This window comes from Candidatus Poriferisocius sp. (assembly GCF_965219775.1).
Classification (GTDB): domain Bacteria; phylum Actinomycetota; class Acidimicrobiia; order Acidimicrobiales; family Bin134; genus Poriferisocius.
Genome location: NZ_OZ244793.1, coordinates 414,030 through 428,257 on the forward strand (window position 1 = coordinate 414,030; position 14,228 = coordinate 428,257).

The 14,228-nt window shown below is 68.6% G+C and carries 14 protein-coding genes; 4 read left to right on the top strand and 10 right to left on the bottom strand.

Going from position 1 to position 14,228, the window contains the following annotated elements; genetic code table 11:
- Positions 1 to 8 precede the first annotated feature (8 nt).
- Positions 9 to 650: an anti-sigma factor gene (locus tag ACOQPQ_RS01935; RefSeq protein ID WP_420637756.1), complete on the top strand. Its 642-nt coding sequence runs from the start codon at positions 9 to 11 to the stop codon at positions 648 to 650.
- A gap of 89 nt (positions 651 to 739) precedes the next feature.
- Here the strand turns inward: ACOQPQ_RS01935 and ACOQPQ_RS01940 are convergent, their stop codons facing one another.
- The 5 genes from ACOQPQ_RS01940 to ACOQPQ_RS01960 all read right to left on the bottom strand — a co-directional run bounded on the left by ACOQPQ_RS01940 (position 740) and on the right by ACOQPQ_RS01960 (position 4,795).
- Positions 740 to 1,660 (bottom strand): fasciclin domain-containing protein, encoded by a 921-nt coding sequence (locus tag ACOQPQ_RS01940; RefSeq protein ID WP_420637757.1) that lies wholly within the window; start codon positions 1,658 to 1,660, stop codon positions 740 to 742.
- A 153-nt stretch (positions 1,661 to 1,813) separates the two neighbouring features.
- Positions 1,814 to 1,981, bottom strand: coding sequence for a hypothetical protein (locus tag ACOQPQ_RS01945; protein WP_420637758.1), 168 nt, complete (start codon positions 1,979 to 1,981; stop codon positions 1,814 to 1,816).
- Between the two features lie 203 nt (positions 1,982 to 2,184).
- The gene (locus ACOQPQ_RS01950) at positions 2,185 to 2,412 is read right to left on the bottom strand and encodes a hypothetical protein (RefSeq protein WP_420637759.1); all 228 of its coding nucleotides are present in this window, start codon (positions 2,410 to 2,412) and stop codon (positions 2,185 to 2,187) included.
- Between the two features lie 121 nt (positions 2,413 to 2,533).
- On the bottom strand, positions 2,534 to 3,736 hold the full coding sequence (locus ACOQPQ_RS01955) for a phytanoyl-CoA dioxygenase family protein (protein ID WP_420637760.1): 1,203 nt from the start codon (positions 3,734 to 3,736) through the stop codon (positions 2,534 to 2,536).
- 138 nt (positions 3,737 to 3,874) lie between these two features.
- A complete protein-coding gene (locus tag ACOQPQ_RS01960) occupies positions 3,875 to 4,795 on the bottom strand; it encodes an alpha/beta hydrolase (protein WP_420637761.1) in 921 nt (306 codons plus the stop codon).
- A gap of 254 nt (positions 4,796 to 5,049) precedes the next feature.
- Here ACOQPQ_RS01960 and ACOQPQ_RS01965 point away from each other — a divergent pair, with 254 nt between their 5' ends.
- Positions 5,050 to 5,538 carry an SRPBCC family protein gene (locus tag ACOQPQ_RS01965; RefSeq protein ID WP_420637762.1) on the top strand — a complete coding sequence of 163 codons (489 nt, stop codon included), beginning with the start codon at positions 5,050 to 5,052 and terminating at the stop codon, positions 5,536 to 5,538.
- Between the two features lie 24 nt (positions 5,539 to 5,562).
- On the opposite strand, the gene ACOQPQ_RS01970 is transcribed toward ACOQPQ_RS01965, so the two are convergent.
- Positions 5,563 to 6,504 (bottom strand): dihydrodipicolinate synthase family protein, encoded by a 942-nt coding sequence (locus ACOQPQ_RS01970; RefSeq protein ID WP_420637763.1) that lies wholly within the window; start codon positions 6,502 to 6,504, stop codon positions 5,563 to 5,565.
- A 236-nt stretch (positions 6,505 to 6,740) separates the two neighbouring features.
- On the opposite strand from ACOQPQ_RS01970, the gene ACOQPQ_RS01975 reads away from it, so the two are divergent.
- A complete protein-coding gene (locus ACOQPQ_RS01975; RefSeq protein ID WP_420637764.1) occupies positions 6,741 to 7,907 on the top strand; it encodes a diaminopropionate ammonia-lyase in 1,167 nt (388 codons plus the stop codon).
- 18 nt (positions 7,908 to 7,925) lie between these two features.
- Here the strand turns inward: ACOQPQ_RS01975 and ACOQPQ_RS01980 are convergent, their stop codons facing one another.
- Positions 7,926 to 8,849, bottom strand: coding sequence for an LLM class F420-dependent oxidoreductase (locus tag ACOQPQ_RS01980; protein ID WP_420637765.1), 924 nt, complete (start codon positions 8,847 to 8,849; stop codon positions 7,926 to 7,928).
- A 2-nt stretch (positions 8,850 to 8,851) separates the two neighbouring features.
- Positions 8,852 to 9,268 (bottom strand): hypothetical protein, encoded by a 417-nt coding sequence (locus ACOQPQ_RS01985; protein WP_420637766.1) that lies wholly within the window; start codon positions 9,266 to 9,268, stop codon positions 8,852 to 8,854.
- A gap of 98 nt (positions 9,269 to 9,366) precedes the next feature.
- Here ACOQPQ_RS01985 and ACOQPQ_RS01990 point away from each other — a divergent pair, with 98 nt between their 5' ends.
- Positions 9,367 to 11,664: an arylsulfatase gene (locus ACOQPQ_RS01990; protein WP_420637767.1), complete on the top strand. Its 2,298-nt coding sequence runs from the start codon at positions 9,367 to 9,369 to the stop codon at positions 11,662 to 11,664.
- A gap of 65 nt (positions 11,665 to 11,729) precedes the next feature.
- On the opposite strand, the gene ACOQPQ_RS01995 is transcribed toward ACOQPQ_RS01990, so the two are convergent.
- A complete protein-coding gene (locus ACOQPQ_RS01995) occupies positions 11,730 to 12,527 on the bottom strand; it encodes an SDR family oxidoreductase (protein WP_420637768.1) in 798 nt (265 codons plus the stop codon).
- 31 nt (positions 12,528 to 12,558) lie between these two features.
- Positions 12,559 to 14,187 carry a PEP-utilizing enzyme gene (locus ACOQPQ_RS02000; protein ID WP_420637769.1) on the bottom strand — a complete coding sequence of 543 codons (1,629 nt, stop codon included), beginning with the start codon at positions 14,185 to 14,187 and terminating at the stop codon, positions 12,559 to 12,561.
- Between the last annotated feature and the right edge of the window lie 41 nt (positions 14,188 to 14,228).

Consider the following 14,228-nt stretch of genomic DNA (forward strand, 5'->3'; position numbering starts at 1 on the left):
AACGCAGGATGTGGGAAGACTCTGAGATCGAGGCGGCGCTGAGGGACTTCGGCGCTGAGGAAACCGAGTTGCTGGAACCCCCCCGCAGAGTGTGGGACGGCATCCAGGCGGCAGTGGGCGAGCCCACCCCCACTCTTGGCGTGGTCACGGATGGCGTGGTCACGGAACTTCGGTCGCGGCGCACAAGGGTCCGTCGGGTGACCTTGGCCGCGGCGGCGGTGATGCTCATCGCGGCGGGTACGGCCACAGCCGTCGCCGTCCTGCGGGGCGATTCCCCACCGGTTGTCGCCACGGCCGACCTGGCCCACGACCCCGGCAGTTTCGATCCCCTCGGGGCGCAGGCCCAAGCCGGCGCCAACCTCGTCGACCACGGAGACCGCCACTCCGTCGAGATCGTGGACGCTTCGCTCCCGGCGCCGGGCACCGACGCCGACCTGGAGGTCTGGCTCATCCGACCCGACCCGGACGGCGGAGTCGCCGATTTGGTCTCGCTGGGCGTGGTCGGATTCCAGGAACCGGGCAGCCTCGATGTGCCCGATGGGTTCGACCCCGACAGCTACTACGTCGTGGACATCAGCATCGAGCCCCGCGACGGCGATCCCACCCACTCGGGGCGCTCCATTTTGCGCGGCCCCCTACGCAACGTCTGAGCGTCTCAGTGCAATGGGCCGGGCCGCCGGGAGCGGACCCTCCCCGGACCCTGGAGCCCGGGGAGCGCCCTCTTCGACTGGGAAGGGTGCTATCGGGTGCTCAGGCGGCGGCTGAGGCCGAGCACCATGGCACCGGCGAGCACCACCGCAAGAGCGACGATGGCCAGCAGCGGCGTGTTCGCACCGGTCTCGACCAGCGTGTCTTCGGCCATGTCGTCGTCGGCCACGTCATCGGCCGTGTCATCGTCGACCATTTCGTCGGACATGTCATCGGCCGCGTCATCGCCCATGTCGCCATCGCCCATGTCATCGGCCGCGTCATCGCCCATGTCGCCGTCACCCATGTCGTCGGCCGTGTCGCCGTCGCCCATATCGTCGGCCGCGTCATCATCCGCCATGTCGTCGCCCATGTCTTCGGTTGCGTCGCCGTCGCCCATGTCTTCGTCGGCCATGTCGTCGGCATCGTCAGCATCATCGGCGGGCGGCAGCAGCACCTTGTCGATGACGTGGATGACGCCGTTGGACGCTTCGACGTCGGCGGTCACGACCGTGGCGTCGTTGACCATGACGGTGTCGCCGTCGATGGTGATCTGCACATCTGCGCCCTGCACGGTGGCAACCCCTTGGCCGTCGAGGCCCAGAACTGTCTCAGCGGGCGCGGCTATCGGCAAGACGTGATAGGTCAGCACCGAGGTCAACAGGTCTGTATCCGCCAGAAGCTCCTCTGCGCTCAACCCGAGAGCGGCCAGTGCCTCTGCGAATGCGTCTTCGGTGGGTGCGAACACGGTGAACGGGCCTTCCCCGCTCAGCGTGTCCACCAGACCGGCAGCCTGCACCGCGGCAACCAGCGTCGGGAAATTGCCCGAGTCAATGGCGACCTCAACGACGGTGCCCGGCGACGCGGCATCTTCGCCGTCGCCGTTGTCATCCTGTGCCGAAACGGCACCGGCCCCGACCCAGGCGACAAGAGCCAAAATGATCGCAACAAATGCCAACTTGGACTTGTACATAGCGCAACTCCTCGGGCCGCGCCAGCGACGGCTCGGCCCCTACTCCGTTAGATGACGGGACCATAACACAGCGTTCCGGCTCCCGCTCTGCCGCACGGCACCAGGCGACAACTCGGGGGGGTGGGAGTTCCCCCGGCGGTCTTCGCCGCGGGGTCAGGGCCAGACTTGGATGGTGGGGGAGGCGGGGCCCAGTGCTTCGGCGAGGGTCGCCAGGTCGCGGGGGTCGCCCGTGAGGATGTCGTGATTGAGGCGTGCGGCGGTGATCACCAGGTGGGCGTCGACCACGTCGGCGGTACGTGTCCGGGTCAACAGTTCCCCCACCGCGCGACCGTCGTCGAGGGGGTGGATCGTGATGGTCTTGAGGCACGCTGCCAGTCGGGATTGGCGTGATCCCTGTCGCCACACCTGAGCCACTACCGGGTGGGTTGTGTGGAGTGCCGTTTCGGATCGCGCCGCTGCGGTCAGGAAGACTCGGGCGGCATGTTCGCTTCGGTCGACGGAGATGAGGAAACCGGCATCGAGGATCACAGGCCGTAGCGCTCGGCCATGGCGGTGACCTCGTCCTCATCGACCGGGCCTGCTTCTGCGTCCCATTCGGCCAGGAACGAGCGGAGGGCCTGTTGGCGTCTCCGTTCGGCGGCAAGGTTGCGAATGGCCTGGCGAATGGCGCCGGAACGCCCGCCGTGCTCGGACGCCAGCATGTCGAGAAGGGCTTCGTCCTCGTCGTCGAGCCGGACCGTCGTGGTGGCCATGGCCACCAATGTAGCACGTTCGTGCTACATGCCCTCACGAGAGTTCCGGAATGCCACGAGCAAAGGCACCGGGCCGCCGGCCAGTAGAGGGGTGGAGCTGTGGGTGGGGAGGCGGGCGAGGTCAGGTGCGGCGTTGGTAGGCGGTGGCGGCCTGGGGTGACAGGGCAGCCAGTTGTTGGGCGTGGATGCGCTCTCGTTCGACACGGCGGGGATGGTTGATGCCTTCGCCGATCACTGCTTCTCCTTTGTCACAGACGATGTAGCGGCTGATCCGCTGGGCATGGGGCGAGAGTTTCGACCAGGTGTCGTAGGACATCGAGCGGATGAGGGCTTCGCTGCGGAACCAAGGGGCCATGTATTCGACACCGGGCATCGCCCGCACGTCTCTCGACAGGTTGGGTGTGCCCGAGTGCCAGCAGCGGGCGTCGCGGATGATGGCGGAGCCGGCCTGAAGCGGGCAGACGGTGCTCAGTCGCATCCATTCGGGTTCATCGGCGAGGGTGGGGATGGCGGCGTTGGAGCGGTGGGTGCCGGGGATGATGCGGATCGGTCCGTTGATCGGCGTGAGGTCAATGGTCGGGAAGTTGACGGCGATGACCGGGGTGGGCAGATCACGCATGGTGAGGCCCCCTTGGGGGTCGTGGATTTCGCTCCAGACCGTGTCGGAGTGCAGGCCCTGGTACTCGATGGCACCCGGCAGGGCGAGGTCGCCGCCGCATCCGTAGACGATGTAGTCGGGACTGGCGAAGATGGACGTCAGGATCGGAGTGGTTGTCGGCAAGTCGATCAACTGGGCCCACTCGGGGCGGTGAAACATGTGTCGGGACACCGAGGTGCCGCCGAAGGAGTAGCGGTGGGGGAGGCCGCCTGCGCCGCCGCCGACGGCACCCTCGGGGTCGGCCGCCACCAAAGCCGCGATGACCTCGTCGACACCACGACGGAGCTGTTCGAGTTGTTCGGTCTGCAGGGCGTCGGCCACCGCGACGAAGCCGTCACGGTGGAAGATGGCGGTGGCCCGTTCGACGTCGCCGGGGTCCACCACCTCCAAGCCGGCGATGCCGTTGCGCTCGGCGAGTCGGTCCCGCAGCGCGACCACGTTGGGATCGTCGTACCGTCGGGTCCACGTTGCGCACCGGGGGTCACCTGCCACCAGGTTTCGGTGCTCCGGGGTCGTCTCGATGTCGACGTCGCCCACCGGCGTGGCCAGCCCCAGGGGGTTGTCGTTGGACTCGGACGCCTTATGGCGGTCCCGGTTGTGGAAGCCGTTCGGCGGGACCGCCTCGTTCCACCCCACCGGCATGGTCCCCGAAGCCCCCAGCGCCATGCCCCCATCGTAGAGAATTGCAGCAGCAGCAGTTCAGGATGCCTCCGGGCGGGTCATCGGCGCCGAATCATCCGGTACCCATTGGACCCCCCAAGGGGTCGGGGCGTTCTTCCGCGGTTGTGGGGCGTCTTAGCTCGGTCAGGGGTTGAGGGCTTGGGCGAGGGCTCCGTCGAGTATCTGGAAGGAGCGGGCCGCGGCCTCGGGGTTGCGGATGTCGCCGCCGTGTTCTGCGCCGGGGCAGGTGTGCAACTCCACGTCGATCCCGGCGGCCATGAGGGCCATGGCGTAGTGGATCCCCTCGTCTCTGAGGGGGTCGCACCCGTAGGTGAGTACGCAGGCCGGTGGGAGGTCCCCAAACGATGAGGCCCGCATGGGTGCGGCGTAGGGCGAGGTTGTCGCCGGGTCGTGGTCGGGGCCGAGGTAGTGCATCCACATCCCCTTGGCCCCCTGGTTGTTGAACGCTTCGGGTTGGCCGCCGTCGAATCGCTGTCGCATCGAGGCCGTCTCCAACCGGTCGTCGGTCACCGGGATAAACAGGGCTTGGAAGACAACGGCCGGGCCTTGTCGGTCGCGGGCCATTTGACACAGGGCGGCGGCCAGTGCCCCGCCCGCACTGGCGCCGAACACGGCGATCCGGTCGGTGTCGATGTCGAGGTCGTCGGTGGTGGCCGCCCAATTCAGTACGGCCCAGCAGTCGTTGATGGCCGCCGGGAACGGGTGTTCGGGGGCGAGCCGGTAGTCGATGCTCACCACCTGGCAGCCGAAGCTGGTAGCGAAGTTGGCGTCCATCCCGGCGAAGGTGTCGGGCGACATCATGATGAACGCACCGCCGTGGATGCTGAGCAGCAGCGGGACGGTGCCGTCGGCGTCACGGGGCCGGTAGCAGAGAACCCGCACATCGGGTTCGCCCGGCGGCCCCGGAACGTACCGCTCATCGATCTCCAGTTCCCGACGGTGCTCATCGGTGAGTTCCATGCCAGGGATCGGCTCACGATCAGAGCCCGAAGCCCGATCCGGGATCTTGAGCAGTTGGAACGGATCAATGCTGGTATCGGTCATGGTCGAGGCCTTCCTCTCGGCTGGTGCTGATGGTGTCCGGAGCCGCCGCGGGCGAAACCCAACGGTGCATCCAGGGCAAGGGTATTCCGTGGACCACATCGACGACCTCCAGGCCAGCCGCGCAACGTTGACCGGCGTGGGCCAAGGTCATGGCGGCATGGCGGGCATCAGGGTCGGGGCTGCCAGGCCTTCTTGGGATTTGGGACACCGGCATAGGATCGCGGTCGAAGCGGCCGCAAGAGACAGGGGGACCCATGACGTTCGCTCCGCATGTCATTGACCCGGAACTGGATTTGGAGCTTGTGCGCGACATCCCCGTGACGCCCGAAGCCGTGTTCTCGGCGTGGACCGATCCGGAATCGCTTACCCAGTGGTTCACCCCCCACCCCTACACGACGCCGGTGTGCGAGATCGACCTGCGACCGGGTGGGGCCTTCCGCACGGTCATGAACGATCCCGACGGTCAGCAGATCGCCGACAGCACCGGTTGCTACCTCCACATCGTGCCCAACGAGCTGCTGGTGTGGACCAGCGCCCTCACCACCGACTTCCGACCCCAAGCCGACGCCATGCCCTTCACCGGGATCCTCGAATTCCGCCCGAACGGATCGGGTGGTTGCATCTACCGGGCCATAGCCGTCCACCAGGACTCGGCCGGGAGAGCCCAGCACGAAGAGATGGGATTCCACCAGGGCTGGGGCATTGTGGTCGACCAACTCGTCGCCCACCTCCAGGCAATCTGAGCCGATCGGCTTGGTCCAGAGGCCTCAGACGGCGGCGGCCAGGGGTCGGCCCAGGTCGTAGCCGTACTTGTCGTCGAGGCCGAGTTGGCGGGCGATCTCCAAGCCGGTGGTCAGGGCCGATCGGTCGAGGCCCTGCAGCGGTCGCCGGAGCGGACCGGCGGGCAAGCCGAACGCCCCCATCAGCGACTTGACGGCCACCGGGTTCACCTCCGAATAGAGGAAGTGCAGCATGGGGAGGTTCTCCAGCCACGCCTGGCGGCAGGCGAAGGCGTCGCCGTCGTGGCGCCACGGGGTGGAGATGGTGGCCATCTCCGCGGGCAGGACGTTGCCGGACATGTTGGCCGTGCCGTGCCCGCCGAGCGCCATCAACGGCACGACGAGGCCGAGGTTCGGGGCGCAACAGCACATCAGCGACAGATCGGGTTGGGCGGCGCAGAGCTGGGCGATTTGCGCCACCCGGGTGGTGGATTCCTTGAGGATGGTGAACATGGGGTGCTCGGCCAGCCGCAGGATGTCCTCCACGCCGAGGTCGGTGGCCACCCGGGGAGGGTTGTTGTAGAAGCCGAGGGGGATGGGGCTGGCGTCGGCCACGTCCAGGCAGTAGTCCACGATGGCGGAGGTCGACGCACACACATAGGCCGGAGCGGCGATGATGGCCCCGTCGGCCCCCTCGGCGGCGGCGTGGCGCACGTAGTCGATGGTGCCCTCGGTGTGCTGGCCCGTGCAGCCGTAGTACATCTTCATGTCGCCCGAGCGGAACCGCAGGGTTCGGGTGACGATTTCCTTGCGCTCTTGCGGCGAGAGCATCGACACCTCGCCGGTCGATCCCATGATCAACACGGCGCTGGTCCCGTGGGTGCGCTGGAACTCGAGCAGCGTCTCGAAGCCCCCGTAGTCGATCGAGCCGTCCTGGTTGAACGGCGTGATCAACGCCACGAACGATCCTTCAATCCTCTCAGTGGTCATCAAAATCCTCCGAAACTGGGGTTCGTCTGCTGATCGCCAACCCCCAAGCTACCCCAGCGACCCGAGTGAGGGAGCGGTCACGCTGCCACCCCTGAGCTGACCGCAGGCGCAGGTTTGGTCGATGAGGTGCCGCGCCCGGGTTCCCACCGGCCACCGGGTATCGTTGCGGCGAGACGTCCGCTCATAGGGACAGGTCAAAGGGGTAGACGGTGCAGGTGACCGGCCAGGGAGGTCCGATGTCCGCCAACGTAGTCAAGAACCCACTCCGGGATTCTCGCCAGTGGCCGGCCCCACCCCCCGAAATCGCCGAGTTCCACCGCCGCATGCCGGCGTTTTCCCCGACGCTGCTCCTTGATGCCCCCGACCTGGCCCGCAAGCTCGGCGTCGGCCGCATCCTCGTGAAGGCGGAAACCCGGCGAATGGGCTTGCCGTCGTTCAAAATCCTCGGTGCCTCGTGGGCCACCTACCAGGCCCTTCGTGCTCACATCGGCCACGAGCCGGAGCCGTGGGGCAACATCAACGAGCTGGCCGCCAACCTTGCCCACCTTCGACCCTTCACGCTCGCCACCGCCACCGATGGCAACCACGGGCGGGCGGTGTCGTTCATGGCCCGGCTCCTCGGATTCAGAGCCCGCATCTTCGTCCCGGCCGGTATGTCGCCGGCCCGGATTCAAGCCATGGAGAAGGAGGGCGCGACCGTGTCCATAGTGGATGGGGATTACGACGACGCGGTCGCCCGGTCAAGCGAGGAGTCCAGTGGCTCGTGCCTCGTGGTCTCGGACACATCGTGGCCGGGTTACGAGACAATCCCGTCCCAGGTCATCGAGGGGTACACCACGATCTTCAACGAAGTCGACGACGCCATCGATGCCAGCGGCCTCGACCGCCCCGATCTGGTGGTGGTGCCGATGGGCGTCGGGGCGTTCATGGCCGCAGCCGTGACGCACTACCGGTGCGGGAGCTGGAGCCCAATTGTCGCCGGGGTCGAGCCGCTGGACGCCAACTGCGTGCAGGCGTCCGCATTGGCCGGGGACATCGCCCACGTGCCGGGCCCCCACCGCTCCATCATGGTGGGTCTGAACTGTGGCCGACCGTCCCTCATTGCCTGGCCTCGCCTCAAAAGCGGTGTGGACTGGTTCGTCTCCGTCGATGACGATGCGGCGCGCGACGCAATGCGGGATCTCGCCGACGCGGCCGTTCCCGCAGGCGAAACCGGAGGTGCTTCACTGGCCGGGCTGCGAGCCCTTCTCGCCGACAGTGCCGCAGCGGAGGAGCTGCCCGACATGTCGGACAAGACGGCTCTTGTCATCGTTACCGAAGGAGCCACCGATCCTCGTGCCTTCGAGGAGATCGTCGGTCGACCCCACGACAGCATCGGCCGGGTCTTGACCGCGGTGCGATAGCCGGGGCGCCCCGGCCGTTCACGGGGCGATCTGGGAGATGATGTCCTGGTGGTAGCGGGCCATGTTGTCGAGCGTTTCGGCTCGGGTGCGGCCCGATGCGTTGGCCGCCACCCAGGTGACCCCGGCGTCGGCCAGGTCGTGGAGCGACTCCAGGTGCTGTTGCGGGTTCCACTCCCCGCTGCCGGGGGCGCCGCCCTCGAAGCTCATGTACATCACGTCGATGGGGTCGGTGCGACCGGCGGCCGCCGCCTGCTCGTGGATGTCGGCCAGCATCTGGCGCAACTCGTCGGTGGTCTCCAGCGGCGGCGACCGGCGCCGGGCGGCCAGCCCCCGGGGGTTGGGCAGGGCCAGCCAACCCTGGCCCCATTGGGCGATCCGGCGCCGGGTGAGCTTGGAATTGCCCCCCAGCCACATCGGGGGATGGGGCGTGGTGGCGGGTGTCGGCTGTGAGGTGATGTCGCGGGCCGAGAAGTGCAGCCCCTCGTAGGTCACGGGCTCACCCGACCACGCCAGCTTCATCACGTGGACGGCCTCGTCGAACAGGGCATTGCGCTCCTCGAAGTCGACCCCGAGGGCGTGGTACTCGCCCTTCAGGTAGCCGGTACCCAGGCCGAGGATCACCCGGCCGCCGGACAGACGATCCAGGGTGGCCACCGACTTCGCCAACAGGAACGGGTTGCGGTAGGGCACGACCGTCAGATTGGTGAGCAGCCGCAGCTCGGTGGTGGCCGCCGCGGCGAAGGCCAAGGCCACGAACGGGTCGAGGGCGTCGTGGCCACCGGTTTGGCGCCACTTCTCCGCCGGGGCCGGGTGCTCGGTGACGTAGGCGGCCCCGAAGCCGTTGGCCTCGGCGGCCCGGGCCAGCTCGGTCATCGACTCCGCCGACAGGAAGTCGTCGACCGGGGGGCAGGTCATGAACGGGTAGCCCCAGGCGAACTGCATGGTCAATCGAGCGGTTGGCAGAGACCGAACAGCGGCCCCAGGAGGTGACGGATGAAGCCCTCGTCGCAGTAGAGGCGCTCGCCGGCCAACTTGCCCTCGGGGGAGACCGGGGCCATTGACATTACCCGGTACGTCTCGGGGCCCTCGTCCCCGGCGATCTCCACCTGGTACTCCTGGATGGCGGTGTGGTCATTGGTCCATTCACCCAGCACCTCGTAGCCGGTGACCTTGGTGGCGAATCGGGGGTACTGCTCCCGGTAGAAGGTCTCGATGTTGTCCCACCCGCCGATGGTGAGGCGGCTGGGGAAGAACTCGAAGACCGGGTTGGGGCACAACGTGGCCAGGGTGCGATCGGCGTCGCCGAGCGCCTCGGCCGCCGCGTGCTCACGAGCGAGAGCCAATACTGCGTCGGGTTCCATGGGGCCGAACCTAGCGAGCCTGTTGGTGGGGCGGCAAGGATGGCGAGTGAGCGGCGGGAGTAGCCTCAGCGGTTGGGCCAGCAGGAGGATCGGCAACCATGACCACACGCCCCGACCTGAGCGCCACCGGAGCCTACGCCGGTTTCGACGGTGAGATCGGCGAGACGATGGGCGCCTCGGTGCCCTCCTGGCCGCCGCTGCCCGTGGCCCCGAAGGGCGCGCCCAACGTGGTGGTGGTGCTCTGCGACGACCTGGGGTTTGCCGACCTCGGGTGCTACGGCTCGGAGATCGCCACCCACGAGATCGACCGGATGGCCGCCGAGGGGCTGCGCTACACCAACTTCCACGTGACGCCCATGTGCTCGCCGACGCGGGCGTCGCTGCTCACCGGGCTCAACTCCCACCTCGCCGGCGTCGGCCACGTGGCCCACAGCGACTGCGGCTTTCCCGGCTACGCCACCGCGCTGGCCAACGACACCGTCACCCTGGCCGAAATCCTGCGGGACAACGGCTACGCCACGATGATGGTGGGCAAGTGGCACCTGGCCAAGGACTCCGACCTCTCGCCCGCGGGCTCCCAGGAGTCGTGGCCGTGCCAGCGGGGTTTCGACCGGTTCTACGGCTTCCTGGATGCCTTCACCAACCTGCACCAGCCCCATCGGTTGGTGCAGGACAACACGGTGGTGGAGGTCGACCGGTATCCCGACGACTACTACTTCACCGACGACATCACCGACCGGGCCATCGCCATGGTCCGCGACCAGCAGGCCTCCAACCCCGCCCAGCCCTTCTTCCTCTACTTCGCCCACGGGGCGGTACACGCCCCCATGCAGGCCAAGCGGGCCGATATCGAACGCCAGCGGGGCCGCTACGACGACGGTTGGGACGCCCTTCGGGAACGGCGCTGGCAACGCCAGCAGGAGCTGGGCCTGTTGGGCGACCACGCGGAGTTGGCCCCCAAGGAGTCGGCCCGGAGCCAGACGGTGGTGCCTTGGGAGAAGCTCGACGCCGACCGACGGCGGCTCTACGCCCGCTTCATGGAGATCTACGCGGCGATGGTGGAGACCATCGACGAGTCGCTGGGACGCCTGCGCCGCAGCCTGGAGCAACTCGGGGTGTGGGACAACACGGTGGTGATGTTCCTGTCGGACAACGGCGCCGCCCGTGAGGGGGAGACCCACGGCACGTCGCAGTTCTTCGCCCCGCTGGTGTACGACCCCGACATCCGTCGCAAGGATCTGGAACGCCTGGAGTTGCTGGGCGGTCCCCGGACGCTGCCGCACTACCAGCGAGGCTGGGCGTACGCCTGCAACACGCCGTTTCGGCTGTACAAGGCCAGCACCCACGCCGGCGGGCATCAGGTGCCGCTCGTCCTGAGGGGCCCCTCGGTGCCCGCCACCGGGGAGATTCGCCGCCAGTACCAGCACGTCACCGACATCCTCCCCACCCTGCTCGACGTGATCGGCATCGACGCGCCCCCGAACCCGGTCAAACCCCTGGCCGGAGCGTCGTTTCGGCCCACCTTCGCCGACGACACGGCCCCGTCCAGCCACCCCGAGCAGGTGTACGAGATCTCCGGGCACCGGGGCTACTACCGCCAGGGCTGGGAGGTGGTCACCCGCCACGAACCCATGGCCGATTTCGCCGACGACCACTGGGAGCTCTACGACCTGCACGCCGATCCGACCGAGACTGACGATCTGGCCGCCGAGCATCCGGACCGGGTCGCCGAGCTGGTGGACGCCTGGGACCACGCGGCGTGGGCCAACCAGATCTACCCCCTGGACGAGGGCGGCTTCGGCAGGTTCTTCGTGCGCCCCCCGTCGGCCGCCGCCTACCACCAGCCGGTGCGGATCGTTCCGGGCACGCCCACCCTGGAGCGCTGGCGCTGCCTCCAGCTCATCCAGATGCGGGATTTCACCATCCGCATCGAGCTGGCCTACCGCACCGGCGACCAGGGCATGTTGGTGGCCCACGGCGACCAGGGCGGTGGCTACGCCATCTACATCGAGGATGGTCGGCTGGTGTGGGCCCACAACGGCTACGGGGCCATGACGCTCGTCGACGGCGGCCAGATGGCCGACGGGGCCGAGGTGATCGAGGCCCGGGTGACCGCGCTCGAAGGCGGGCGTTGGAGGGTGGAACTGGCGGTGGACGGCGTGGTGGTCGGCGGGGGAGAGGACCTTCTCCATTTCTGGTTCATGGCCCCGCTGGAGGGCATCGACGTGGGCATCGACCGCCGGTCGCCGGTGTCGTGGGACATCTACGAGCGCCACGGCCCCTTCCCCTACACCGGCCACCTGACGGCGGTGACCTACACCCCCGGCGATCCGGCCCCCGACGCCCCCGTCCCCCTGGTGGAGACGATCCTGGAGGCCCGCCGCCGCTACGACTGAGGCTGAGTGGCTTGGGGCCGCCGCCGCTACGACTGAGCCTGGTCTTGGTGGCCGGTGCTCAGCGCTCAGAACTCGTCGGGCCGCACGGCGGCGTCGGTGCCCCCGTCGGCCCACAGCATCATCCCGTGGACGTACCGAGCGTCGTCGCCCACCAGGAACGACACGATCCCGGCCATTTCCTCCGGCGTTCCCACCCGGCCGAGCGGTACGGGGATCCGGTCGGCGAACTTGCCCATGGCCGGATCGTCCACCACCGCCCGGTACAGGGGTGTGTCGGTCTTGCCGGGGACGATGGCGTTGATGCGCACCCCGAGCGGGCCCCACACCCCTGCCCGGTGACGGATCGCCCGGGCCAGGGCGTGCTTGGTCAGGGCATAGGCCATGAACGGTTGGCCCGCCATGGCCTGTTGGCGGGCTTCGGCCTCGTTGCCGTCCAGCATGGCCACCACCGCCGGGTCGTCGGGAGCAACGCCCATCACCGCCGAGTTCGACACGATGCCCACCGCACACGGATTGGGCCGCCCTTCCATCGCCGGGCGCAGGCCGTCGAACAGCTCGACGGTGCCGAAGTAGTTGACCGACACGGTGGTCGCCGCGTCGGTGCCCAAACCGCTGACCCCGGCCGCGGCGATCACCCGGTCGACCGCCCCGTCGCACCGGTCCAACACCTCAGCAATGGCCGCGGCCCGACCCTCGGGGGTGGCCAGGTCGGCGGCAAAGTTGGTAGCGATGTGCGAGCCGATGTCGGCGCCGGCTCGGTCGATGCCGACCACCCGATCGCCCTCGGCGGCCAGCCGCTCTGCGACGGCTCGCCCGATGCCCGATGCCGAGCCGCTCACCACCGAGTGTCGTGATTGCTGCATGTTCCCTGCCATACCCCGCCGGCCAGGGCGCTCAGGCCCGTTCGAGGATACGGACGGTGCCGGCCGATCCGTCCACTTCGATCAGGTCACCGGTGGAGATGGCGGTGGTGGCTCCCACCGCGCCGACCACCGCGGGGATGCCGAGGTCCCGGGACACGATCATGGTGTGGCTGAGTTCACCGCCCATCTCGGCCACCACGGCCACCGCGCCCACGAACAGGGGCATCCAGCCGGGGTCGGTGATGGGGGCCACCAGGACTTCTCCCGGCTGGGTGGGTTCGTCCGCGTAGGCGTCCATGATCACCCGTGCCCGCCCCGTGGCCCGACCGGGGCTGCCCGCGGCCCCGGCGATCTCGTCGGTGGGGCCCATGTCGTCGGCCCCTTTGCGGGGCCACTGGTGGACCGGTGGCACTTCACCCGCAATGGCGATCAGCGGCTCCTGGTACTCCTCGAGCTCGGCTTGTGCCTGGCGCCGGGCCTCAATGCCGGCCAGGGGCACGGAGCCGCCCGCCACCGCGTCCTGCAGTTCCTCGTGGGTCAGGAAGTAGACCTGGTCGGCGGCCTCGAGGTGGGCGTCGGCGACCAGGCGTCGTCCGATCTCCAGGGCGTCGAGGCGCATCTCGTTGATGGTGAGCACGCAGGTGGCCTTGGTCCGCTCCCGGATCCCCATCCACACTCGGCAGCGGTCCAGCCACAGGTCGAGGTCGGGAAACCCGGCGCGGGCGTTGTCGGTCTCGAACCGGGCCAGCGCCGCCTCCCGGGTGGCGTCGGGATCCCGCTGGGTGCCGCCCGCCCGCACGGCCTCCACGGCCCGGCGCAACACGTCAGGGCGGATCTCCCAGGACGGCGCGGCGATCTCCCATTCGTTCACCCCCCGAAAGCCGTACTGCTCCAACACCCGCTCGAAGGCGGCCTCGAACTCGGGGCCGTCGGTGGCGGCCAGCGCGGCCACCGCCTTGGCGGCGTCGGCCGACTCGATGCCGCCGATGCCCATCACCGTTTGGCGTCCGAACTCGTACCCCTCGTCGCCGTACACCTCGGCCAGGCCCGCCTGCAGCGAGCCCAGGGCCACCGGGCTCACCGACGATCCGATGAACAGGGTCACGAAGTCGCTCTCCATGAACGGGATCATGGAGTTGAACCGGTCGAGCAACTCGGAGGTGCTGCGTTCGGACCGGTGGGCCCGTCCGTCGGCTCGACGGGCCTGGGCGGCCTGGTGCTCGGTGGCCACCCGGTCGACCGGCGGGTTCTCCAGAAAGTCGGCGGTGGCCGCCGCGATGCGCTCGCCCCGCTCGGCGTAGCCCGCCTCGTCGGGGGCCACGTAGGGGTCCAACTGGATGCCTCCGGCGGCGAACAGGGTGCGGTCGATGTCCTCGGGGCTCGTGCCCGGCGTGAGGTCGGCCAGACGGCGGAAGGCGGAGATGTTGATGTAGAAGCGGCCGCCGACGATGGGGGCGAAGGTGGTGGGGCACTCGGGCCAGGCCATCACGTCCCAGGTCTCGGTGAACGACCGGCGCCAGCCCCGCTCCAGCGGGGGGAAGAACACGGTGGCCGACAGCGGTGACACGATGTCGGGCATGATCTCCCCGGCGTTGCCCCTCGTGAGCACGGGGTAGTCGGGGTCGAGGCTGGTGTCGAACTCGTAGGCGGTCACGGGCATTCCCCCATCGCTGTTGTCTCCCCCTCTCTTCCGGATTGTGC

Excerpts from the sequence above, each read along its gene's own strand:
- ACOQPQ_RS01935 (WP_420637756.1), top strand. The coding sequence starts at position 9 with ATGTGGGAAGACTCTGAGATCGAGGCGGCGCTGAGGGACTTCGGCGCT.
- ACOQPQ_RS01940 (WP_420637757.1), bottom strand. The coding sequence starts at position 1,660 with ATGTACAAGTCCAAGTTGGCATTTGTTGCGATCATTTTGGCTCTTGTC.
- ACOQPQ_RS01950 (WP_420637759.1), bottom strand. The coding sequence starts at position 2,412 with ATGGCCACCACGACGGTCCGGCTCGACGACGAGGACGAAGCCCTTCTC.
- ACOQPQ_RS01955 (WP_420637760.1), bottom strand. The coding sequence starts at position 3,736 with ATGGCGCTGGGGGCTTCGGGGACCATGCCGGTGGGGTGGAACGAGGCG.
- ACOQPQ_RS01960 (WP_420637761.1), bottom strand. The coding sequence starts at position 4,795 with ATGACCGATACCAGCATTGATCCGTTCCAACTGCTCAAGATCCCGGAT.
- ACOQPQ_RS01965 (WP_420637762.1), top strand. The coding sequence starts at position 5,050 with ATGACGTTCGCTCCGCATGTCATTGACCCGGAACTGGATTTGGAGCTT.
- ACOQPQ_RS01970 (WP_420637763.1), bottom strand. The coding sequence starts at position 6,504 with ATGACCACTGAGAGGATTGAAGGATCGTTCGTGGCGTTGATCACGCCG.
- ACOQPQ_RS01975 (WP_420637764.1), top strand. The coding sequence starts at position 6,741 with ATGTCCGCCAACGTAGTCAAGAACCCACTCCGGGATTCTCGCCAGTGG.
- ACOQPQ_RS01980 (WP_420637765.1), bottom strand. The coding sequence starts at position 8,849 with ATGCAGTTCGCCTGGGGCTACCCGTTCATGACCTGCCCCCCGGTCGAC.
- ACOQPQ_RS01985 (WP_420637766.1), bottom strand. The coding sequence starts at position 9,268 with ATGGAACCCGACGCAGTATTGGCTCTCGCTCGTGAGCACGCGGCGGCC.
- ACOQPQ_RS01990 (WP_420637767.1), top strand. The coding sequence starts at position 9,367 with ATGACCACACGCCCCGACCTGAGCGCCACCGGAGCCTACGCCGGTTTC.
- ACOQPQ_RS01995 (WP_420637768.1), bottom strand. The coding sequence starts at position 12,527 with ATGCAGCAATCACGACACTCGGTGGTGAGCGGCTCGGCATCGGGCATC.
- ACOQPQ_RS02000 (WP_420637769.1), bottom strand. The coding sequence starts at position 14,187 with ATGCCCGTGACCGCCTACGAGTTCGACACCAGCCTCGACCCCGACTAC.